Source organism: Burkholderia sp. BCC1644 (genome assembly GCF_902833225.1).
Classification (GTDB): domain Bacteria; phylum Pseudomonadota; class Gammaproteobacteria; order Burkholderiales; family Burkholderiaceae; genus Burkholderia.
In genome coordinates this window covers 100,616-123,341 of record NZ_CADFEI010000014.1, presented here as the reverse complement: position 1 = coordinate 123,341, position 22,726 = coordinate 100,616, and the positions used below count along the sequence as shown (strand labels likewise).

The window sequence follows — 22,726 nt, the reverse complement described above, 5'->3', positions numbered from 1 at the left end:
GCGGCCATCCGTTCCAATTCGATATGGCCCCTTGACGTAGCTATCCGTGCAGGGCGCTTGACGCCATTTTTTTTCCGGTTTTGTCCCGCATTCACCGGTGAATTATTGCTGAATTATTTCTTCGTAATATGGCTCGACCGTCACGCCTGACGGCGGGCCGCGAGGTTGCGCCCTGCGTGACGGAACAGGTCAACAGGGGCGGACAAATCAAATGTGCGGAATCGACGGCTTTTTGAATAGCGTCGCCTTCGATGAGGAGACAGCGCGCGGCACGCTCGCGCGAATGACGGCGAGCCTCGCGCATCGCGGGCCGGACGGGCAGGGGATCTGGGTCGACCCGGAGGCCGGCATCGCGCTCGGCCACCGGCGGCTCGCGATCGTCGACCTGTCGGTACACGGCCGACAGCCGATGGCATCCGCGTGCGGCCGCTACGTCATGGTCTTCAACGGCGAAATCTACAACCATCGCGAACTGCGCGCGGAACTCGAGCGCGCGGGGCGCGCACCGGCGTGGCGCGGCCACTCCGACAGCGAGGTGCTGATCGCGGCGATCGTCGCGTGGGGTGTCGAGGCAACGTTGCGCCGCGCGACCGGCATGTTCTCGATCGCGCTGTGGAATCGCGCGTCGCGGGTGCTGACGCTCGCGCGCGACCGGATCGGCGAGAAGCCGCTCTACTACGGCCGGATCGGCGACGCGCTGGTGTTCGCGTCCGAGCTGAAGGCGTTGCGCGGCTATCCGGGCTTCGACGGCACGATCGATCGCGACGCGCTGTGCCTGTACCTGCGCCAGTCGAGCGTACCTGCGCCTTACACGATCTATCGCGGCATCCACAAGCTGCCGCCCGGCACCTACATCCAGTTCGAGCATGCGCGCGACACGCCGCGCGTGCGTGCGTACTGGACGCTCGAGCAGGCCATCGAAGCGGGCCGTGCGCAGCCGTTCGAGGGCAGCGCCGACGAGGCCGTCGGCCAGCTCGACACGATCCTGCGCCAGGCCGTCGCACGGCAGATGGAAGCGGACGTGCCGCTCGGCGCGTTCCTGTCGGGCGGCGTCGATTCGTCGGCGATCGTCGCGCTGATGCAGGCGCAATCGTCGACGCCGGTCGACACGTTTACGATCGGCTTCCACGAGGCCGGCTACGACGAAGCCGGTTACGCGAAGGCCGTCGCGCGCCACCTCGGCACGCGTCATACCGAACTCTACGTGACGGCCGACCATGCGCTCGGCGTCGTGCCGAAGCTGCCGTCGATCTACGACGAGCCGTTCTCCGATGCATCGCAGATCCCGACCTTCCTCGTGTCGGAAATGACGCGCCGGCACGTGAAGGTCAGCCTGTCAGGCGACGGCGGCGACGAACTGTTCGGCGGCTATACGCGCTACTTCCTGACGCCGCGCCTGTGGCGCAAGCTGCATCGCGTGCCGGCGGCCGTGCGCGCGCGGATCGCGGCCGCGTTGCATGCGCTGCGGCCCGATCACGCGGACCAGCTCGCGGCCGTCGCGCAGGGTGCGTGGGGCGGCGTGGAGGCGCGCGACTCGGCGGCGCGCATCGGCGATCGCCTGCACAAGCTCGGCCACGTGATGACGGCCGAGAGCCGCATCGGGTTGTACCGGCTGCTGATGTCGTCGGTGCATCATCCCGAGCGCATCGCGCTGTCGGGGCAGGAGCCGCCGACGCCGCTCGACACGGTGTCGGCGTGGCCCGCGCACCTGAGCTTCGCCGAGCAGGCGATGGCGATCGATACGCTCACGTATCTGCCGACCGACATTCTCGCGAAAGTCGATCGCGCGGCGATGGCCGTGAGCCTCGAAACACGCATGCCGTTCCTCGACCATCACGTCGTCGAATTCGCGTGGCGCGTGCCGGCGGCCGTGCGCTTGCCGGAAGGGCAGTCGAAGGCGCTGCTGCGCCGGCTGCTCGACCGGTACGTGCCGTCCGCACTGATCGACCGGCCGAAGCAGGGCTTCTGCGCGCCCGTCGACCATTGGCTGCGCGGCTCGCTGCGCGACTGGGCCGAGGCGCTGCTGCGGCCGTCGCGGCTGCGCGAAGAGGGCTTCTTCGACGCGGCCGCGGTCGAGCGTCTGTGGCGGCAGCACACGACCGGCCGGATGAACTGGCAGCACCAGTTGTGGACGGTGCTGATGTTCCAGGCGTGGCTGGAGGCGCAGCGCGCGGGGTGACGCGTGACCTGGCGGATGGCCGGCTTTCCGGCCATCCGCAGTCGGACCCGGCTGGCCGTCAGCCGACGTTCAGCGGCGTGCCGATCGCGAGACGGCCCGGATCGCCCGCTACCGACGGATTGAGCTGCAGGATCTCGTTCAGCGCGCGCGCGTCCTGCTCGCCGCGCGTCATCGCCTGCTGGTCGGCCCGCGATACCTGAGCGGCGTCGAGCAGCGACTGGCGATGCTGGTCCGCGATCACCCACAGCGAATCGCCGGCGACGACGATGTACGGTTGCGGCGAGTTCGACGGTGCCGGCGGGCTCGACGGCGTGCCTTGCGACGGTTGCGGTGTCGTCGTGCTGGTCGTGGGCGACGGCGCGGCGGACGGTGTGGCGCTCGGCGATGCGGACGGCGATGCGCTCGGCGAGGCACCCGGTGACGCGCCCGGTGACGCGCCCGGCGCGAGATTCGACTGCGACGGCGAGCCGCTGCCGAAGATCCAGTTGAACAGGCCGCCGATCATCGGTGCGACGCCGATGATGAACTTGTAGCCGAATGCGGCGACCGGAATCATGACGACGGCGGTCGGGATCTTCTTGACGAACGGCGTGGCATTCGGGAAGTGCGTATTGAGCCGGCCGGCGAGCAGCAGGGCGGTCGACGTCGCGGTCGCGACCGCGAGATCGTATTCGCCCTGCTTCCATTGCGACGCAGTGGAAAGCCCGCCGAGCGCGACCGACGCGAAGTCGCCCGCCGAATCGAGCACGCGCACGACGCGGCTGCGCTTGTCCGCGTTCACGCGCCGCGACACGATCAGGAACGACGCGCCCGCGTACGCGGCGCCGAGCACGCCGCTGGCGACGCCGGTCGTGCCCAGCGCCAGGGTGAACCCGTCGTGCGCGCCGGCGATCTTGCCGATGCCGCTCGCGAGGGTGGCGACCGACGCGACGGCCGTGCCCGCACGCCCGGCGATGCCCAGCAGGCTGCGCGGATTGCCCGCGTGAAGCTGCTGCAACGACGTGCCGCCGACGAACCCCTGCATTTGCGTGAGCACGTCGTCGGCGAGCGCGGTGATGTTGGTCTTGGCGTCCTCGAAGCTCATCGTCCCGCGCCGGTATTGCCGGACGTATTGCCTGGCCATCGCCTGCGCGTCGCGTACCGCGGCGTCGAGCTGGATCGGCCGGTGCTCGCCGTATTCGTGCGTCTGGGAGCCGAATTGCCGCGCGAGCGTCGTCTCGAGATGCGAGAGCGCCGCGACCGCGGCCTTCGGGTCGCCCGATTGCAGGCTGCGGATGGCGCCCTGGTGCATCACCTGGAACACGCGCCCGAGACGCGACGCGAGCAGGAACGACGACGACATGTTGCTCATGACGGTCGGGTTGATCCAGTGGAATGCGGCGTCGAGGCCGATCAGGCTCGACGCGCCGAGGACGATCCCGCTCGTGATGTTCGTCTTCTTCCGGTCGGACGGTTCTTTCGACGGCCGGTGCACGCGCAGCGCATTGAGCTGCGCGGTCGCCTCGTCCATCGTCGCGGTGGCGGGCGTATCGGGCTGGGCGATGGCCTTGCGATTGGCGCCGATCGGATGGGAGTCGTCGTGTTGCAGCGCCGGTTGGCCGGTGACCTTCTTCCAGTGCAGGCGGCTGTCGGAGGCCGGCTGCGGCGCCAGCTTCGGCCGCGCGGGCGTGCCGGCGCGATGGCGTTTGAGCCAGTCGCGGCCGATCTCGCGCACCTTCTTTTCGAGCTTGCCGACGCTGTCGTCGCCGTTGCGCCGCCACATGCCCTGGCCGTACTCGTTCGCCGCACGGCGCGCCTGGTTCAGCAGCGTCGACGTGTGCTGCTCGTACAGTTCGTCGCGCATGCCGGCGATCTGGTCGTCCGTCATGCCTTTCGTTTTCGCGATGCGCTCGACTTCCGTGAACAGGATGCGCTGCTGGTTCGCGAAGTCTTCGGCGCTGACCGGTTCGTAGACGCGCGTCAGTGCATCGCCGCCGTGCAGTCTCGCGAACTTCCCGGGTGCGTTCAGCTTGTAGTCGACGAGTTTCGCCGCCAGCGCGCGCGTCAGATCCGCATTCGCGATGAAGTCGTCGCCGTTCGTGCCCCATGACAGGCCGACATGAACCCAGTCGAGCTGTTTCCGGCCGAGGAGGTTGTCCATCAACTGCACGTGACCTTCGCCCGGCACCGGCTCGAGCACGGCATCGGCACCGTGGAAGGTCAGCAGCACGAGCGGCGCTTTGTCTCCTTCGTGCTGCTTCGCCCACGTTTCCAGCGATTCGGCGATGCGCCGGATTTCGGCATACCCGTTGTTCGTACCGGCCATCGCATGACCGTCTTCGCGCGACACGAGCGGCCGCGACGGTGCGGCCTCGAGCCGCAGCAGGAAGCCGTATTTCGATGCCGCCGTGAGCCACTTGTGCAGGTGGGCGAGGTCATCGAGTTCGAGCGTGTGTTGCGTGCCGTCGGGGTCCGTACGCGTGATCGTCGCCGTATCGTCGTCGTAGCGGGCGCCCGTCGGGTCGCCGAACTGCCGGGCGCGCCGGATCAGCCCCGGATCCTGCTTGCCGCCGACCGCGGCAGCCTGCGAATACGGATCGACCTGGAGCGCGACGGCCGAGAGCGCGCCGCCGTACTGCTCGAGGTACTGCCTCATCTGCTCGGGATCGTCTCGCAGCGAGAACGAGCGCGACATCGGGACGAGCCGGTCGCGGATCTCGGGCGGCAGCTCGGCGTACGCGTCGATCAGCTTCCTGTCGGCGGTTCGCGCGGCGCCGTGGTCGGTGGCGAACTGCTGCGAACGGCGCACCAGCCAGTTGCGGCCGCCGCCCGGATTGGCGAGGAAGCCGTGCGGATGCAGGCTCGAAGCCTCGCGCCACATGTTCAGCGTCTTGAAGATCTTCTTCCACTGCGTGGCGTCGGCCATGATGGCCCGCGGCTCGCCGCTGAGCGTCAAGCCGTCGCCGTCGTGCTTGCCCTGGTCGCGCTTGCCCCATTCCTTGAGGTGTTCGAGCGTCGACGCGAAATCGGCGACCTTCGCCTTGCCGTAGCGCGTGACCGATTCGACGATCGTGCTCGACACGAAGGCCGGCTGGTACGGTTCGAGCGCGATCGGCTTCGCGGCCGGTACGGCCGGCGGTTTGGCCGGCTGAACGGCCGCTTGCTTCGGTTGTTTCGGTTGCGATTTGCCGCGCACGGGTTTGCGGCCGGGTTTGCCGGGCCGGCCGCCCTGGCGGCCCGCGTTGTTGTTGCCCGCGGCGGGCGGCGCGGCGGTAGCGGCCGTGCCCGCCGCGGCTTGCCGCGCCGCTTCCTCGGCCTGCAGCGCGGCCTCCTTCAGCGCGGCGGCGCGGGGCACGAACGCATCGGGGGCGAGCGAGGACAGCAGGAAGTGCTGGTTCCCGCCGAACGGCCCGCGGCCGATCGTTGCCCGTTCCAGCGGCAGGCCTTCGTTGGTGGCGTCGCGGAACTGGGCGAGGGTGTCGTACCAGCGGATCGTCCCGTCCTCTACCGCGATGAGGCCGGTGAGCGTGCCGCGCAGCGCGTCGGTGACGCTCCCTTCGTGGTCGAACACGTACACGAAGTGGCCGTCGGGGACTTCGCCCATCTCGATCGCGCGCAACAGTTGCGGCGCGTGCTGCGCGTTGAAGTCGAGCGCGGTGTCCGGCGTCGCTGGCAGCAGGTTCGGCGTGCCGGCGTCGGCCGCTTCCCGGTTCTTTTGGCGCAGCGACGGGCGCACCCGCCCGAGCGCGCGCTGGACGTAGGCGTCGGGCTTCGACAGCGGGGTCTTCCGGTCGTCGATCGCGCGGCGCATTTTGGCCGGCGCGAATCCGCCGTAGCTGTCGACGACGTCGTGCGCGACGTCGGCCACGACGAAGCGCACGCCGCGGCGCCCGTCGGGCAACAGGCGCGAACGTCGCCGGAACGCGTCGGCGAGCTCGCGCTCGGCGATCGTCGCGTCGCCCAGCGACGTGGTTTCGACGTACGTCCATTTCTGTTCGGCATCGAGTGTCGCGTAGCCGAGCACCTTGCCGGACTTGCGATCGATCGCATAAAGCGTCGTTTGCGTGCCGGGATGCTTGCGCGCGTATTTTTCCGCCTGCTTCGGTCGCTGGAAGCGGGGCGCGTCGTCGAGCTGCTTCACGGTGGCGACGACGTTGTCGGCGGCGCCCGTGGCCGACGGCTCGGCGTCCCACTGGCGCAGGTCGCCGAAGTACGCTTCGATGCGCGCGGGGCCGCCAAATGCGAGCAACTCGTCGAGCGGGACGGGCGACAGGTAGTAGTCGTAGTTCTTGCGGCTGTCGTCGCCTTTCGTCTTGAGCGGCAGGAATGCATCCTGCGCCACCCTCGGATCGATATCGTCCGATGCCGGCTTCTTGTCGATGAACTTGCCGTTGGCGCCTGTCCGCAGGCTCGCGATGAACTCGGGCTGCGGATGCCGTGCGTCGATCCGGTCGGCCGGCCGGTCGATGTGCGGCGCGATCAGCACATGGGCGTCGTTGCCGAACGCCGCTTTCATGTCGGCGACGCTGGCGAGCTGGTCGCCGTCGATGCGGACCAGATCGCGCTTGCCGTGCGTGGCGAGCTGGTCGAGCGCCCGCTGCGCGCGCTTGACGGCCGGCCTCGACGCCTGCGCGGGCGCCGCTCGGTTCCGCCGCGACAGCGGGGCGGGAGCCGGCATCTCGCGCGGGACGCCGCCGGGCCGCATGCGTGCGGCCTGGCTCGTGTAGTAGTCGCGATAGGTCGCATGGCCGGGCACCGACGGCGCGGCGTCGCCGAATGCGGCCGCGAGCCGGCGCAACCCGGCTTCGTCGTCGGGCATCACGTGATCGGCTTCGCGTGCGATCGCCTCGGGCAGGTGCGCGTCCTTCGCGACATCGATGCCCGCGCCGTCGACGAGCTCGCGGCGCACCGCGAACGCGTTCGCCTGCGCGCGCGCCTCGGCCATCAGCGCGCTGTCGGTCAGTGTTTCGGGCGACGCGTGATCGAGCGCCAACTGCCCGGTGATCGTCTCGACCGCATGCTGTGCTTCGTGCGCGAGCGCATAGACGAGCGTGCCGGTGCCGCGCAACTGCCCGTCGAGCACGATCCGCTGTTTCGCGGTGTCGATGCGGCTGCCGCGTCCGGGGCGGCCGAGCACGACTTTCCAGCCGGCCGCCCGGGCTTGCGCGACCTGCCCGCCGAGCAGGGTCGAGCGGTCGACGAGCGCGTAGGCTTCCTTCGGCAGCGGTGCGCCGCCGAAACGCATCCTGACCTGGGTGATGAGGGACGGCTTCTGCGCGAAGGCATCGGGCGGCAGATGTTCGGTGATTTGCGGATGAGCGAGCTCGATCTCGCCGCGTTCGAGGCCGTTCGTCAGCGCGCGTTCGATCACCGCGAGGCGCTGCAGCGCAGTGAAGTGCTCGCCCGCACTCATGCCGATCGAACCGGGGTCGCTCAGCAGGAAATCGCCGTTGCGCGTGAACAGCCCCTGCAGGTCGAAGCCGATGCCCGTGCTTTCGATGACGGCGCGGATCTGCCGGATATGTTCGAGCGCCGCGCGCGACACCACGCGCGGCAGCGCGCCCGTCTCGAAGCTGAAGCTGTGGAATACGCCGAGCGGCCGGTACAGTACCGCGACGCGGTTGAGCGCGGAGAACGGGCCGCTCATCGTCAGGGTTTTCAGGCCGTACGAGGCGAGATCGTCGAGCGCGATGCTTTCGTCGATCGCCGCGTCGAGCTGGCGTGCTTCCGACGTATGCGGGCCGGTGTCGTAGACCGCGAGCGCCGCGTCGTCGCCGAGCGCGAACACGGTTTTCTCGCCGCCGGAGCCGAGCAGCTCGCCGACATGGCGATCGACGTCGATCCGTTCTCCCGGCCGGCCTTCGACGTGCACGCCTTCGGCGTCGGCCGTCAGCGGGCCGAGGTCGTACGGCGCCACGGGCGCCGGGTCGAAGCGGCGGAACACGCCGGTGTCGAGCAGCGCGGCGTGCTCGCCGACCGCGCGCGCGGGCGGCGCATACACCGGCCGTTGCCACAGGTTTGCGAGCTGCGCGGCGGCGGCTTCGCCGCCGTGCTGCGCGGACAGCACGATCGAATAGCCGTCCTTGATCATGAACGCGGGCGCCTGGTCGAGCGCGTATTCGTGCACGCCGCTCGGCCGCCCGCCCGTCAGCAGCGTGCCGTCCGGCAGCGTGTCGGCGTGCAGCATCATCACGCCGGCGTCTTCCAGCACCGTGAAATGGCGGCTGCGGGCCGCCTGCAGCTCGGACACGGTGGGGGCCGGCCCGGCGCCGAACGGCGACGCGTACTCGGCATGCGCGCGGCTCCACGCGACACGCTCGTCGAAGCTGCGCACGCCGCGCGGCGCGTCGCCGGCTTCGCGCGTCTGCGGCGCGGGCATCCGGCGCGGAATGCCGCCGCGGCGTTTCTGGCGCGCCCATACGTCGTGGTAGAAGTCGCGATAAGTCTCGCCGTCGCGGCCCGACACGGGCGCATCGGCGAAGGCGTCGACGAGCCGGCCGACCGTGCCCGCATAGTCGTGCGACGGCGCGCGCCAGGCGTTGCCTTCGTGCTCGATCGCATCGGGCAGCCGCACGTGCGCGGCGATGTCGCCGCCGCCCGCGAGCTGGATCTCGTAGCGGGCCTCGAACGCATTGATCTGCGCGCGCGCCTCGGCTTCGAGCGCCTTGCGCGTGAAGCGGCTGCGGTTGCCGTAGTCGAGATTGAGCACGCCGGCCATCGCCTCGACCGCATGCCGCGCTTCGTGCGCGAGCGTGTACGCGATGCTGCCCGGATGCTGGAGGCCGCCGTCGATCGTCACGCGGCGCTTGCGCGGATCGATGCGGCTGCCGCCGCCGCGCTTGCCGAGCGTCACGCGCCAGCCGGCGTCCTGCAGCATGCGCAACTGCGTCGCGAGCGTGCCCGACTGCATGGCCAGCGCCTGCGCGGCTTCGGGCAGCGCAGCGCCGCCGAAACGCATCTGCATCCGCGTGATCCAGCCGGGGTTCGACGCGGCATGGTCGGGCGGCGGGGTTTCGGTCGTTTCCGGATGCGCGGCGGCGAGCCCGGTATCGTCGTTCGCGGCGGCCGGGCGCTCGTCGGCCGCGTTCGAGCGGGCGGTCGTCCGGCCGGCGGTGTCGCCGGCTGCCTTGCCGGCGGTTGTGCCGGCGTCCGTCTCGGGTTCCGCCGTGCGCTCGACGGTGGCGGGCGGCTCCGGCTTGACGAGGACGAGCACGCGATTCGGCGCGCTGAAGATGCCGTCGAGCGCGCTGACGGGTTCGGCCATCGCGGCAGGGCGCGGCATCGCCGGTTCGTTCGGGCCGCGCTTGCCGGCCAGCACGATCACCGTGTCGTCGCCGGCAGCCGGGCGGGGCGACGCCGGCGGCGCTTCGTCGGCCGCGGCAGCGCCGGGCAAGCCGGTTTCGGCTGCCGTGGTTTCCGGTGCGGGATCGAAACGCAGCACGCGCGCGTCCGCGCGCAGCTGGCCGTCGGCGCCGAACGCGTCGGGCGTGGCAGCGTAGACGGGCTTCTGCCAGCGGTTCGCGAGTTCGGGCGCCAGTGCCGCGTCATGCTCTCCCGCGACGACGATCACGGGTTCTTCGAGATCCTGCGGGCGCAGCGCGGACGGCCGAGCGCCGGGCGCATCCTGCGCCGCACGGTCGCGCACGACATAGACGGTGCGGTCGCCGACCTCCAGCGGTTCGGCGCTCGGCCCGCGCGGCACCGCGATACCGGCCGGATCGCGCGTGGCAGGCCGCGCGGCGGGCGCTTCGTCCGTCAGGTCGACGATCTTCACGTTGACGCGCGGCGGCGTGCCGTCCGTCTTCGTTCGCGTGCCGGCGCCGGCCGGTTCCTCGAGGTCGGAGGCCCGCGTGTGCAGCGTCTGCGCGTCCTCGCTGCGCCGGTCGCTGCGCGCGGCCGCCGTGCGGTTCACTTCGGTTTCGTCGTGCTGCTGATCGACGCGCGCGCGTTCCTGGCTCGCGCGCTGCGTGCTGCGGGCGTTGCTCGCGGTGCTGGCCGTTTCGCTTTCGGCGGCCGTCTGTGCGAGGCTGCGCGGCGCCTGCGTTTCGGCGCCGTTTGCCTGCCGGATCGCTTCGCTCGTTTGCGCAATGGCGTGATCGAGCAGGTCGAGCGGCGTCTTCGGGACGACGTTCGGCGTCGTGGTCATCTCGCCGTCGGGGCCGAACGACAGGCGCTCACCGGTTCCCGTTACGCCGTCGACGCGCGTGCCGTTGGTCCATTCCTTCGGCGAGGCCGACACGACGGACAGCGTGCCGTCTTCGCCGAGCACCACCGATTCGCCGGGCGGCATCTGCTTGCTCGACGTCTTGTCCAGCACGCGGATCGGCTTGTTGTCGTAGGTCAGGATCTTGTCGCCGACCATCAGCATGCCTTCGGGCGACACCTTCACGGCTTCGCCGTCGAGCGTTGCGCGGGTGCGGCCGTAGGCGAGCGACGACACGTCGCCCTTGTTCAGGATCTGGCCGAGCATCTTGCTGTCGACCGTGACGGTGTCGCCGTCGGTCGTGCGGATCGGCACCGGCCGGCCGGTGCGGGTTCGCACCGACGTGACCGCGCGTTCCTTGAGGCCGCCCGCGGCCATCAGCGCGACGTTGGTGAGCCCGGACTTGAGTTCCTCGCCGGCCGCTTTCGTGTTGCCCGTGACATAGTCGACGCCGGCTTCGCCGAACGCCTCGACCGCGCCGCCGACGCCGGTCACGATCGCGGTGGCCTTCGCGCCGGTGGTGAGCAGCGACGCGACTTTCGGCGTGCGCGTGAGCGCCGTCACCGCGCGCGTGAACAGCTTGCTGCCGGCGAGCTTGGCGGCGCCGGCCGCGCCCATCGGCACGAGATTGATGAAGTCGGCGCGCGCGCCCGCGTCGGTGAACGGATTGATGCTGCGGCCGTGTTCCATGCGCGTCGCGATGTCCAGCCCCGCGCTCGTCATCGACGCGCCGATCGCGGTGTACATCATCCCCGCGCCGAGGATGTTCAGCGGCACGCCGACGATCGCGCCGATACCGGTGCCGTCGAGCAGCCCGCCGAGCCCTTCCAGCGCCATTCCGCCGACCATCATGCCGATGTTCAGGCCGGTGCTGGTCAGCGTGTTCAGGAAGCTGTCGAAGCCGCTTTCATGATGCGCGGCCTTCGATACGAGCTGCAGCGAGCCGTCCGCGTTGTGACCGGTCGCGATGTCGACGGTGCCGTCCTTCGACAGCTCGTTGTTGTTGATGTAATCGTTGATGTCGTTGTAGGTGCTCGCCGTCTCGTCGACGTATTGCGTGCCGTCCTTGCCGGTGACCTTGAAGATCGCGCTGGTCGTCATGCCGGCGTCCTTCGCCGCGTATACCATCGGCAGCACGCTGACCTGCGTGCTTGCGCCGCCGCCGACCGACAGCAGCTTGTCGCGCACGCTGTTGATCGTCGACAGCTTGTCCTTGTCGGTGAAGCGCGCGACATCGTCGCTCGTCGGCGATACGGGGTCCGAACTATCGATCGACGATGCCGTGCCCGGCACGTCGGGCTGCATCCCGAGCGCGACGCCGATCAGGTTGCGCTGTTCGTTGTCGGTCAGCTTGCCGAACGCGATCGTATTGCCGTTCTGCGTGCTTGCGCTCGCCGCGTCGAGCAGCGAGTTCGACAGCTCGCCGCGATGCGCCTCGTAGAAATCGTGCAGCGCCTTCTTGTAGTCGTTGCCGGCGTCCGAATCGGGCGCCGCGTAGCGCAGCCGCTCGTCGAGTCCCGCGTCGAACTGGTCCATCAACACCTGCTGGTGCGACGTCTCGCTCAGCAGCTGCAGGCGCTGTACCGCGTTGTCGGCTTGCGTGACGGCCGTTTTCGCCTTGTCGAGCTGGTCCTGGTACAGGTTCGGCCGTGGCATCGACGGCGCCGGGATCATGTCGTCGCCCGCGACGTAGCGGAAACGCACGGGCGGCGGATTCGCGGCCGCCCAGTCGTCGTACTGCTTCTGCACCGATGCGAGCGTGCTCTTCGCCTGCGTCTGCTGGATGCGCGCCTGCGACAGCGCGGCCTGGGTCGCGCGCTCGTTGACCGAATCCGCCAGCCGGCTGTCGGCCGCGCGGATCGCGCCCGCGACGACCTGCAGGCGCTTCGCGTCGAGCATCGTCGGGCCCGTCGGCGCGGCCTGCGTGGCCGACGATTGCGGCAGCGTGAACGGGTACGGGTCGGTGACCGACGGCGGCAAGCCGCCATTCGCGGTCGACAACGACGGCGCGGGCAACGGAGACGACGTTGGCAGCGTCGGCGTGCCGGTGGGGGCGGCGGTCGCAGCGGTCGACAGCGATGACGCGGGCAGGGAAGGCAGGCCGCTCGCGGTCGACAGCGACGGCGCGAGCAGCGGCGGCTGGTTCGTCGGCTTCGTGAAGATCGACCGTGCGTTGACCTGCGCCTGGATCTGCGACGCCTGGTCGTCGTACTGCTGCGCGAGCGTCGCGCCGTAGGTCGCGACGAAACCGTCGTGCGCGATACCGGCCTGCTGTTGCGCCTGCGACAGTTTCGCGTACGCGTCGCCGACGTCGAGGTCGACCTGCGGATCCTTCAGCATCGAATCCGGGTTGGCCTTGTGCCAGTCGTCGGAGGCCTGCTGCTTCTTCGTGTAGTCGGCCTGCAGCGTGTCGACCTGTTGTTGCGCGGACAGCATCTGCAGATAGCCGCCGCTCGTGTTCGCGGCCGTCTGCGCGCGGGCGAGCGCGGTCTTCGCATCCGACACCGCATTCGGCACGACCACCGTCGGGCCTTCCTTGCCGCTGGTCGAGTCGTACTTTTGCTGTGCGTTCGTGAGCGCCAGGCTGTCGTTCGCGGCGCCGGCCGCGGCATTGGCATAGTTCGCGTCCTTCGCCGCCGCCGTGACGGCCTGCTGCGCGGCGTCCTGCGACGCCGGCGCGTCGGGCATCGTGACCTGCAGTTCCAGCGGCTGGAGCGCATCGTTGAGCCGGCCGACGCCCGAGTCGAGCGCGCTCTTGTAGTCCGGGTCGGCGAGATACGACTGGAACTGCGTATAGGCGAGGTTCGAATTCGCGACGTCCGCGTAGTACTTCGACGCGCCGACGGCGGCCGTCGCGCTGGCGGTCTGCCAGTCGTCGTAGAGCCGGATCTGCAGCGGGTTCTTGCAGTCGCTCTGCTGCGGTACCCAGTTCGGATCGTTCGCGTGATCGGGAAACGCGGCCAGCAGCGTCTTGAACTGCTGGTCGGCGGCGTGTTGCGCGTCACCCGGATCGGTCACCTTGCCGGAGTCGTCGATCTTCATCCCGGCCGGCATGTCGGCGTTCGCCTGTTCGCCGTACAGGATCATGTAGCCCGCGTCGGTCGTCACGTTCAGGTCGCGCTGCGCGCTGTCGGCGGCAGTGCGCGCCTTCGAATAGGCATCCTGAGCGGACTTGCGGTCGTCGGGCGTCGATTCGGGGTCGCGGTTTACGAGGCGCAGCACGCTCTGCGCGCCCTGCAGCGATTGCGACGCATTGTCGTATTGCGTCTGCGCGTCCTGGATCGCCTTCTGCACGGCGCGCGTCTTGTCGTTCTCGACCGTGATGTCGGGCGGCGGCGCCGTGTATTGCGCGGCCATGCTCTGGACCAGCGACGTCGCGGACGCGATCTCGGGGTTGGTCGGCTTCGTCGGATCGGTGGACGGCGTGGCGGTCACCGGAATCGGCGGCGTCGCGACCGGGTTCGCGGGGCCGGCCGACGGATCGTTCTGTTTCGGCGGCGGCGGGGGCGGCGGCGCGACGACCGGGTTCAGCGTGTCCGACAGGAAGCGCTGCCAGTTGACGCCCAGTCCCAATCCGTCGATCAACAGCATGCTCGTCTCCCTGAAGGCGCGCGGCGCCATGCGTGCCGCGACGCGATCCGACGAGTGTAGGGACACGGGTTGCGGCCGGATCGCCGCTGTTTCGTAGCACGGCGGCGCGGCCGCCGTGCGCGCGCGCCGCACGCTACGAGACGCGCGCCGCCTGGCGGCGGCGCCGCGTCACGTGGTGCGCTGGCAACGTTCGCGCCCCGGAAAACGGGCCGTGCGCCGTCACTGATCGAGACACTTCACGCAAAGCCGCTTCGCCTGGTTTGCCGGCAGCCCGCGGCACATCATCACGACCGGCCGCGCATGACACGACGGCGCGTCGGTTGACGCCGCGGGCGAGGCTGATCGGCGCGCGCGTTCGGGCGGCGTGGTGGCCGCCGCGGCCATGCGCCGCTGGCGCTCGGGCGGCGGCGTGTCGCTCACGACGGGAATCGGTCCGGCGCCGCCTTCGCGCGCGTTGCGCTGCGCGCTTGCGACGACGCGGCTCACGTAGCCGCTCGAGAAGCCGGTCGTGAAGTTGCCGCTGTAGTAGCACGACAGCGCCGCGCGCAACGCGGCCTGCGTGGCGCGGCCGGTGCCCGACGAGCGCGCGAAGCATTCGGTCAGGATCGCGCCGCCGGCCTGCAGGTTGCGGCATGGCTCGAACATCGTCGCGGTGTCGAGCCCGTATTTCGCGAAATTGCGCTCGTTCACCTGCGCGAGGCCGACGCTGTAGCTGTAGCCGCGCGACGAGAGCGCGCGTGCGGTCGCGCGTGCTTCGTCGAGCGACGCGGGCTGGCGCGTCAGGTGGCCGCCGACCACGCCGATCGCGTACGGATTGAAGCCCGACTCGGTGCGCACCAGCGCGGCGAGCGTGTCGGGATCGACGTTCGGCGCGCAGGCACGCGCGAGTTGAGCGAAACCCGCACCGCTGCCGGTCGCCTGCGCGGCACGCGGCTGCATGCCCGCAAGCGCGAACACGACCAGCGCGCACAGGCACGCGGCCGCGAGTCGCAGGCCGCGCGCGTTCATCCCGCGCCCGCCACGCGGTACGACATCACCAGCCCGTGTACGAGCAGCGACCAGCCGTCGAGCGCGACGAACAGCAGCAGCTTGAACGGCACCGAGATCGTCGTCGGCGAGATCATCTGCATCCCGAGCGCGAGCAGGATGTTCGCGACCAGCAGGTCGACGACGATGAACACGATATAGATCACGAAACCGATCTGGAACGCCTTCGTCAGCTCGGCCAGCGTGAAGCTCGGCACCAGCACGAGCAGGTCGTCGTCCTTGATGCCGTCCGCGCGGTTCTTCGGCCACACCGACGTCGCGGTGCGCACGAAGAACTCGCGATCGCGCTGCCGCGTGTGCGACACGAGGAAATCCTTGATCGGCGGCAGTGCGGCATCGGCAAGCGCGCCGATATCGGCGGTCGACAGCTGCGCGGACGCATCGAAATGGCGTGCCTGCAGCGCATCGCGGATCGACATCCCGACGGGCGCCATGATGAACAGCGACAGGATCAGCGCGATGCCGTTCAGCACGAGGTTCGGCGGCACCTGCTGGATCCCGAGCGCGGAACGCAGCAGGCCGAGCACGACCACGAGCTTCGTGTAGCTCGTCACCATCAGCGCCGCGAACGGCGCGATGCCGAGCGCGGCAATGACCGCGATCAGCGCGACCGGATTCGGCAGGCTACCCATCGCTCAGCGCTCGCGCGGCGCGGGTTGCGTCAGCGTGACGACGCGCACGCCGAGTTTCTGGCCGACCGCGATCAGGTGGCCGGTGCCGATCAGCATCCCGTTCGCGACGAGATGGATCACGCTCTGGTTGATCCCGTGCTGCAGCTCGATCACGGCGCCCGGCTGCAGCGCGCTCAACTCGCCGAGCGGCATCGACGCGGGCGGCAGCTCGAAGCGCAGGTCGACCGCGAGGCCGTCGAGCGTGCGCGGCGCATCGGCCGAGGGCGCGTCGTGTGTCGTCGCGGGCGCGTTGTCGGTGCGGGTCGGTTCCAAAGGCATCTCCCTGATTCGTTCGACGGTCAGCCGGTTGCCCGACGGCCGTCCGGTGATCTCCCACGCCGGAGCGGCCGGCAGTCGCGCGACGCACAGCAGGTTCTGCTCGTGCGCCTGCCAGCGTTCGATCGCGATGATGTCGCCGCCGACGACGTCGGCCAGTTCGGCCGTCGTCAGCTCGGTGCGGCCGATCTCGAACACGAGCGGCACCGGCAGGTTCGCGTAGGCCGCGCGGGCATCGGCGGGCGCGGCCGGCGCGGTCGCGAAGAACACGGCCAGCGCATCCGGCACGTCGAACAGCAGCGCGCCGTGGCAGCGCCACGCGGCATCGGCGCGCCGCAACTCGAAGCGCAGCGCGGCCGGCGCCGCGCGCCACGCCGGCACGCTTTCGGGCGGCGGCAGCAATTCCACGCGCTGTCGCGTCGCGGCCTGCAGCACGGCCGCGAGCGGCGCGCTCAGGTCGGCGAGCAGCGCCGCGCGGATCACGGCAGGCACGGCCGGATCGGCTGCGTCGCCGAGCCATTCCGTTTCCGCGACCGGATCGATCCACAGCGTGCCGGTGGCCGGGCCGATGACGAACCGGTATGCGTGCGCATCGGCGGCCGGCTCCGCGTCGACGCGCCAGCGCACGTCGTACGCATGCTCGCCGAGCGTGACCGGGACGGCGCCGGTCGCGCAGTACGCGTGCGACAGCCCGTGCGCGGCGGCGGCGGACAGGCGCGGCAAGTAGGGCGACGCGTCGAGCGCGACCGCGGCCGGCGGCGCGGCGGGCGGCACGGAAGCGGCGGGCATCGCCCGGCTCGCGGCGTCGCCGGCGTCGGCATTCGTCAGGAACTGCGCAGGCACGGCGGGATCGGGGCGGATTCGGCGTTGATTCGACGGGTTGTGATGGGGCCGGCGGCGCGAAGAGGCGCGCGGCTGCTGCGTCGATTGTAGGGACGGCCATGGCCGCGTGCCGCGCCGGAATCCGTAGTCGCGCGCATCGTGCGGCGATCGGGGAAGCGGGGTGCTACGAAGCGTGATGAAGCCGGGCAGGCAGTGGCCGGCGCCCAAAAGCAACCGCCGCCCGGAGGCGGCGGTCGGGTCGCGACTGGCTGGCGGGCCGGAGGGCGTGCAGGCCGGCTCCGGCTGACAGGCCGCGAAGCGCTGCGGCCTGGCGCAGCGCGGTGGGGGGGGACGTGGCCGGCGCGCCGCGAGCGGGCGGCGCGCGGGTAAAGCGTCACGCGTAGTCGGCGGCCATCGCGGGTTGCGGCGCGGCGCGCAGGATCGGCGCGGCGTCGTGGCGCTCGACGTGCGTCATCGCCGCACCGAACAGCACCAGGCGATAGCCGACCGCGTAGATCGGGATGATCCGCAGGTTCTTGTCGTGTTCGAGCTGCAGCTTCGAACGGATCCGCGAGATATGGGTGTCGAGCGTGCGCGACGACACGCCGAGTTCACGGCCCCACACGGCTTCCTGGATTGCCTGCCGCGGCACGATCTTGTTCATGTTGTCGAGCAGGAATTCGACGACGTCGAATTCACGCGGCGTAACGTCAACGACTTTGTTGTCGATTTCGATCGTGCGGCGCACGAAGTTGATTTTTATGTTGTCGATGTACAGGTATTTGCAATCCATGGTGGCCCTCGCATGTCCATTAAGGAGTGTTTGCGGGACCTGTGCTGCAACTTTCGGGCCAGGGGAAGGATCGCCGGGTGGCGGCCGACGGCAGTGCCGGCGCAAACGGCTTGGCAGCGTTGAATTTAAAAGAATTTTTAACGGGAGGTGCTGCGCGGGCACCGAAGGGGTCGGAGCAATATTGAAGGATTGTTACGTAGCATCGGCGGGCGACGTTACGGGCGTTACGTCTGACGTAACGTGTGGGGGGCGGGTAAGGGTTCGGGTAACGTACGCTCGATTTGGGTACGAGGCGGGCACGGGCAGCCCTACATGGAACCCGGCATGGCCGTCGTAAAAATCTATATGAATCAGCGGTGTAAGTGCATATCAAACCCGACATCGAACCCGCCACGGAAGCTGGATGGCCGGCGTAAAAAACACCGGCCGCAGTGCAAACCTCGCCCCGCGGCCGGCGCATCACCCGGCCGTCAGGCCTTCGCGCCATCCGCCGAATCGAACGGCAGCACGTAGTGCCGCTTGCCCGTCGCCGCGAAGATCGCGTTCGCCACGGCCGGCCCGACCGGCGCGACGCCCGGCTCGCCGACGCCGGTCGGCGCCTCGGCCGACGGCACGATATGCACTTCGACCTTCGGCATTTCGGCCATCCGCAACACGTGGTAGCCGTCGAAGTTGCGCTGCTCGACCTGGCCGTCCTTCAGCGTGATCGCGCTGTGCATCACCGCGCCGAGCCCGAAGCCGATGCCGCCTTCCATCTGCGCGGCGACGATGTCGGGATTGATCGCGATCCCGCAATCGACCGCGCACACCACGCGCTCGACCTTCACCTTGCCGTCCGCGTCGACCGACACCTCGGCCACCTGCGCGACATAGCTCTTGAATGCCTCGGCGACCGCGATCCCGCGCCCGCGGCCCTTCGGCAGCGGCTTGGCCGGATCCCAGCCGGCCTTCTGCGCGGCGAGGTCCAGTACCGCGCGCATCCGGGGCTCCTTCTCGAGCAGGTCGCGCCGGAACGCGTACGGATCCTTGCCCGCCGTGTGCGCGGCTTCGTCGATGAACGCCTCCACCGCGTAGGCCGTGTGCGAACTGCCGACCACGCGCCACCACAGCACGGGCACGCCCGTCTTCGCGGTGGTGAGCTCGACCGACACGTTCGGCACCGCGTACGGCAGGTTCGCCGCGCCCTCGACCGACGTCGCGTCGACGCCGTTCTTGACCATGAACGCCTCGAACGGCGTGCCGGCGAGGATCGACTGGCCGACGATCCGGTGGCGCCAGCCGACCAGCTTGCCGTCGGCGGTCAGGCCCGCGTCGAGCTTGTGGAAGTACATCGGCCGGTAGAAGCCGCCCTGGATGTCGTCCTCGCGCGTCCACTGCAGCTTGACGGGCTTGCCGTCCGCGCCGAGCGCCTTCGCGATCGACACGGCCTCGACCACGTAGTCCGACCACGCGTTCGCGCGCCGGCCGAAGCTGCCGCCCGCATACAGCGTGTGAATCTGCACCTGCTCGGGCGTCAGCCCTGCCGTCCTGGCCGCGTTGGCCTGGTCGACGGTCTGGAACTGGTCGCCGGCCCAGATTTCGCAACTGCTTGCCGTCAGCTTGACGACCGCGTCGAGCGGCTCCATCGGCGCGTGCGCGAGATACGGAAATTCGTACGACGCGCTGATCTTGCGCGCCGCGCCCGCGATCGCCGCATCGGCATCGCCGTCCTTGCGCGCCGACGTGCCCGGCTTGTCGGCGAGCTGCCGGTATTCGCGCATGATCTCGTCCGAGCCGCGCTTTTCCGCGTTCGTTTCGTCCCATTCGACCTTCAGCGCGTCGCGGCCCTGTTTCGCGGCCCAGAAGCCCGTCGCGACGACTGCCACGCCGCCCGGCACCTGCACGACCGACACGACGCCCGGTACGGCCTTCGCGGCCGTCGCGTCGAATGATTTCACCTTGGCGCCGAAGCGCGGCGGGCGCTGCAGCAGCGCGACGCGCATGCCGGGGAAGGTCGTATCGAGCGTGAAATGCGCGGTGCCGTTCGATTTCGCCGACGCGTCGACACGCGGGATCCGGTGCCCGATCAGCTTGAAATCGGCCGGCTGCTTCAGCGTGACCTTGTCCGGCACGGGCAGCTTCGACGCATCGGCGACGAGTGAGCCGTAAGACGCGGTCTTGCCGCTCTTCGCGTGCGTGACGACGCCGTTGGCGGTCGTCAGCTCGCCGGCCGGCACCTTCCAGCGGGCTGCGGCGGCCGACACCAGCATCGCGCGGGCCTTGCCGCCCGCGTCGCGCAGTTGCTGCCACGAGTTCGCCATCGCCGAGCTGCCGCCCGTGCCCTGCATCGTGCCGAACGCGAGGTTCGCGTAGCGCTTCGCATCGGCCGGCGCGCTTTCGACGCGCACGTTCGACCAGTTCGCGTCGAGCTCCTCGGCGACGATCGTCGCGATGCCCGTATACGCACCCTGGCCGAGTTCGACGTGCTTCGCGATGACCGTGACGGTGCCGTCGGGCGTGATGCGCAGGAATGCGTTCGGCGCGAAACCGGCGGCCGGCGCATTCGCGGCGAGCGCGCGTCGGCCGAAGCCGGTGAAGTCGAAGCCGATGGTCAGGCTGACCGCGGCGGCCCCCGCGGCCTTCAGGAACGTGCGGCGCGACGGACGCACCGAACCGGTGTTGTCGAGTTCGATCGTCATGGTCAGGCTCCCAGCGTCGCGGCGGCGTCGTGGATCGCGGCCCGGATGCGGGCGTAGGTCGCACAGCGGCACAGGTTGCCGTTCATCGCGGCGTCGATGTCCGCGTCGGTCGGCTTCGGGTTCTGCTCGAGCAGCGCGGTGGCCGACATGATCTGGCCCGACTGGCAGTAGCCGCATTGCGGCACCTGCAGCTTGACCCAGGCGGCCTGCACGGCGTGCGCGGGCTTGCTCTGCAGGCCTTCGATCGTCGTGATGTGCTTGCCCGCGATCGCGGCGAGCGGCAGCACGCACGAGCGGACGGCCTGGCCTTCGAGATGCACCGTGCACGCGCCGCACTGCGCCATGCCGCAGCCGAACTTCGTGCCGGTCAGTCCCGCGTGTTCGCGAATCGCCCAGAGGACGGGCATCGACGGATCGGCGTCGAGCGTGACGTTCTTGCCGTTCAGGACAAACGAGGTAGGCATTTTGTATGTCTCCGTGGGGAAAACCCGGCATGCGCCCGGTTAGCGGGCAGTGTGCGCGAGCACGCGAAGTTTGCGTCTACCCAATCCTGCAAATTTATTGAACAATCCTGCAAATCCCCGGCACGCGGCGGGCCGTTTCGCTATGCTCGCGCGACACGGGGAAATCATTCGAGGATGCGTCATGGACATGACCGATATCGTGGCGTCGCGCGAATCCGGGCGGCGCGAGCTGGCGTCGCTGATCGGCCGTTTCGCACCGGCCGACGGCTCGCATTCGACGGCCGTGCCGGGCCTGATGCTGCATCGGCACACGCGTCCGGTCGATCTCGGCTGCGGCGTGTCGCGTGCCGCGCTCGTGATCGCCGCGCAGGGCGCGAAGCGCGTGATCGTGGCCGGCCAGGCTTACGAATACGACACGCACAATTGCCTGATTACGTCGATCGACTTGCCGATCCTCTCGCGCGTGACGCGCGCGTCGGCGGATGCGCCGTACCTGTGCCTGTCGCTGACGCTCGATCCGCAGCGGATCGTCGAGCTCGCGGCCGAGATGCGGCTGCCCGAGCCCGACGCGGGCCCGGAAGGCGAGGGGATCGCGCTCGCCGAACTGACCCCGCCGCTGCTCGACGCCGCGCTGCGGCTGTTGCGGCTGCTCGATACGCCTGCCGACATTCCGGTCGTCGCGCCGCTGATCGAAAAGGAACTGCTGTACCGGCTGATGACGACCGGGGAGGGCACGCGGCTGCGGCACATGGCCATTGCGGGCAGCCAGACGCACCGGATCGCACGCGCGATCGAATGGATCCGCGATCACTTCGCGGAGCCGATGCGCGTCGAGTCGCTCGCGCAGGCGGTCAACATGAGCGTGTCGTCGCTGCACCATCATTTCAAGCACGTGACGACGCTGAGCCCGCTGCAGTACCAGAAGCAGCTGCGGTTGCACGAGGCGCGGCGGCTGTTGCTGCGGCAGGGCGGCGACGTCGGGTCGGTGGCCGCCGTCGTCGGTTACGAAAGCGCGTCGCAGTTCAGCCGTGAATACAGCCGGCTGTTCGGCGCGCCGCCGATGCGCGATGTCGTGCATCTGCGGAAGAAGGAACTGCTCGGCTGATGCCGCAGCCGGCGTTGGGTGCTGCTTGCCGCCGCGCCATGGCGGGTTGGCATGGAGGGCAGCGTCGATGACATCGCGGTCGTGACCGACAGCCGGCTACTGAGCATTGACGTTGCGCCGTGTTCAGGCAAACGAGATCACAAGCCGTTTGCCACAAGCGGCTGCGTATTTGCGCAGTGTCGAGAACGACGGCGAATGCTTGTCGCTGGACAACGATGCCTCGAGGCGCGACACGGCGGACGCGGTGGTGCCCATGCGTTCTGCGACTTGCGCCTGGGTAAGGCCTGCGTCACGACGGGCGGCAAGCAGGGCATCGAGCGCAGAAAATTCTTCCTCGAGCCCGTCATATGCCGTCTTCACGTCCGGGTCGGCAAGCAAGCGCTTTGTGTCTGCCTTCGTGTGCCGAACCGGTGCGTATCCGTCATCCCGCGCGTGCGCGGGGCGTGCTGCCTTAGCCATTGTCTTGTACCTCTTTCATTCGTTTCCGGGCGATCTTCAATTCGCTGTCCGGGGTTTCCTGCGTCTTCTTGACGAAGGAGTGAAGGACAACGATTTCCTGGCCGACGTGCATGCAATAGAAAACGCGCCCGATGCCTTCGCGACCCTTGGGGCGCAATTCAAAGAGGCCGCCACCCATCGCCCGAGAGTGCGGCATGCGCAGGTCTGCCCCGTACGACTCCATCAATTCAAGCAGCCTGAGATAGCTGGCAAGAATTCCTGGCGGCAAGGCGAACACTTCACGTTTGATGCGCGCGTTGTAATAGCTGACGGTCCAGTTCATTTGCGCATATTAGCAAATATGCTAACTTTTGGCAAAAGAGCAGGCGTGCATGAAAGCTGGCGATGTGCGACGTCGCCCCGGTGGGCCAGTGGGGTGTTACCGCCGGCTCACGCCATTGCCAGCCGGCGCGAATGCAC

Annotated in this window: 11 protein-coding genes; 2 read left to right on the top strand and 9 right to left on the bottom strand. The window is 69.3% G+C overall.

Annotated features, from left to right (window positions below):
- Positions 1-211 precede the first annotated feature (211 nt).
- Positions 212-2,179 (top strand): asparagine synthase (glutamine-hydrolyzing), encoded by a 1,968-nt coding sequence (gene asnB, locus HWX87_RS26005; RefSeq protein WP_176049951.1) that lies wholly within the window; start codon positions 212-214, stop codon positions 2,177-2,179.
- Positions 2,180-2,237: 58 nt separating this feature from the next.
- On the opposite strand, the gene HWX87_RS26000 is transcribed toward asnB, so the two are convergent.
- The 7 genes from HWX87_RS26000 to HWX87_RS25970 form a co-directional block, all read right to left on the bottom strand.
- The gene (locus HWX87_RS26000) at positions 2,238-13,952 is read right to left on the bottom strand and encodes an LWXIA domain-containing protein (protein WP_176049950.1); all 11,715 of its coding nucleotides are present in this window, start codon (positions 13,950-13,952) and stop codon (positions 2,238-2,240) included.
- 219 nt (positions 13,953-14,171) lie between these two features.
- A complete protein-coding gene (locus HWX87_RS25995) occupies positions 14,172-14,960 on the bottom strand; it encodes a lytic transglycosylase domain-containing protein (protein WP_176049949.1) in 789 nt (262 codons plus the stop codon).
- Positions 14,957-15,631, bottom strand: coding sequence for a type III secretion system export apparatus subunit SctR (gene sctR, locus HWX87_RS25990; RefSeq protein WP_124449673.1), 675 nt, complete (start codon positions 15,629-15,631; stop codon positions 14,957-14,959). Before sctR ends, HWX87_RS25995 begins: the two co-directional genes overlap by 4 nt.
- A 3-nt stretch (positions 15,632-15,634) precedes the next feature.
- Positions 15,635-16,789, bottom strand: coding sequence for a type III secretion system cytoplasmic ring protein SctQ (gene sctQ / locus HWX87_RS25985; protein ID WP_176049948.1), 1,155 nt, complete (start codon positions 16,787-16,789; stop codon positions 15,635-15,637).
- Between the two features lie 373 nt (positions 16,790-17,162).
- Positions 17,163-17,561 (bottom strand): winged helix-turn-helix domain-containing protein, encoded by a 399-nt coding sequence (locus HWX87_RS25980; protein ID WP_176049947.1) that lies wholly within the window; start codon positions 17,559-17,561, stop codon positions 17,163-17,165.
- 470 nt (positions 17,562-18,031) lie between these two features.
- Positions 18,032-20,239: a xanthine dehydrogenase family protein molybdopterin-binding subunit gene (locus tag HWX87_RS25975; RefSeq protein ID WP_176049946.1), complete on the bottom strand. Its 2,208-nt coding sequence runs from the start codon at positions 20,237-20,239 to the stop codon at positions 18,032-18,034.
- A 2-nt stretch (positions 20,240-20,241) separates the two neighbouring features.
- The gene (locus HWX87_RS25970) at positions 20,242-20,703 is read right to left on the bottom strand and encodes a (2Fe-2S)-binding protein (RefSeq protein WP_176049945.1); all 462 of its coding nucleotides are present in this window, start codon (positions 20,701-20,703) and stop codon (positions 20,242-20,244) included.
- Positions 20,704-20,884: 181 nt separating this feature from the next.
- On the opposite strand from HWX87_RS25970, the gene HWX87_RS25965 reads away from it, so the two are divergent.
- The gene (locus HWX87_RS25965) at positions 20,885-21,808 is read left to right on the top strand and encodes an AraC family transcriptional regulator (protein WP_176049944.1); all 924 of its coding nucleotides are present in this window, start codon (positions 20,885-20,887) and stop codon (positions 21,806-21,808) included.
- 123 nt (positions 21,809-21,931) lie between these two features.
- On the opposite strand, the gene HWX87_RS25960 is transcribed toward HWX87_RS25965, so the two are convergent.
- Both HWX87_RS25960 and HWX87_RS25955 read right to left on the bottom strand, forming a co-directional pair.
- Positions 21,932-22,267, bottom strand: coding sequence for a helix-turn-helix transcriptional regulator (locus HWX87_RS25960; RefSeq protein WP_176049943.1), 336 nt, complete (start codon positions 22,265-22,267; stop codon positions 21,932-21,934).
- On the bottom strand, positions 22,260-22,589 hold the full coding sequence (locus tag HWX87_RS25955) for a type II toxin-antitoxin system RelE/ParE family toxin (RefSeq protein ID WP_176049942.1): 330 nt from the start codon (positions 22,587-22,589) through the stop codon (positions 22,260-22,262). The genes HWX87_RS25960 and HWX87_RS25955 overlap by 8 nt, the downstream gene beginning before the upstream one ends.
- Between the last annotated feature and the right edge of the window lie 137 nt (positions 22,590-22,726).

Coding starts and splice junctions, on each gene's coding strand:
- asnB (WP_176049951.1), top strand. CDS start 212: ATGTGCGGAATCGACGGCTTTTTGAATAGCGTCGCCTTCGATGAGGAG.
- HWX87_RS26000 (WP_176049950.1), bottom strand. CDS start 13,952: ATGCTGTTGATCGACGGATTGGGACTGGGCGTCAACTGGCAGCGCTTC.
- HWX87_RS25995 (WP_176049949.1), bottom strand. CDS start 14,960: ATGAACGCGCGCGGCCTGCGACTCGCGGCCGCGTGCCTGTGCGCGCTG.
- sctR (WP_124449673.1), bottom strand. CDS start 15,631: ATGGGTAGCCTGCCGAATCCGGTCGCGCTGATCGCGGTCATTGCCGCG.
- HWX87_RS25980 (WP_176049947.1), bottom strand. CDS start 17,561: ATGGATTGCAAATACCTGTACATCGACAACATAAAAATCAACTTCGTG.
- HWX87_RS25975 (WP_176049946.1), bottom strand. CDS start 20,239: ATGACGATCGAACTCGACAACACCGGTTCGGTGCGTCCGTCGCGCCGC.
- HWX87_RS25970 (WP_176049945.1), bottom strand. CDS start 20,703: ATGCCTACCTCGTTTGTCCTGAACGGCAAGAACGTCACGCTCGACGCC.
- HWX87_RS25965 (WP_176049944.1), top strand. CDS start 20,885: ATGGACATGACCGATATCGTGGCGTCGCGCGAATCCGGGCGGCGCGAG.
- HWX87_RS25960 (WP_176049943.1), bottom strand. CDS start 22,267: ATGGCTAAGGCAGCACGCCCCGCGCACGCGCGGGATGACGGATACGCA.
- HWX87_RS25955 (WP_176049942.1), bottom strand. CDS start 22,589: ATGAACTGGACCGTCAGCTATTACAACGCGCGCATCAAACGTGAAGTG.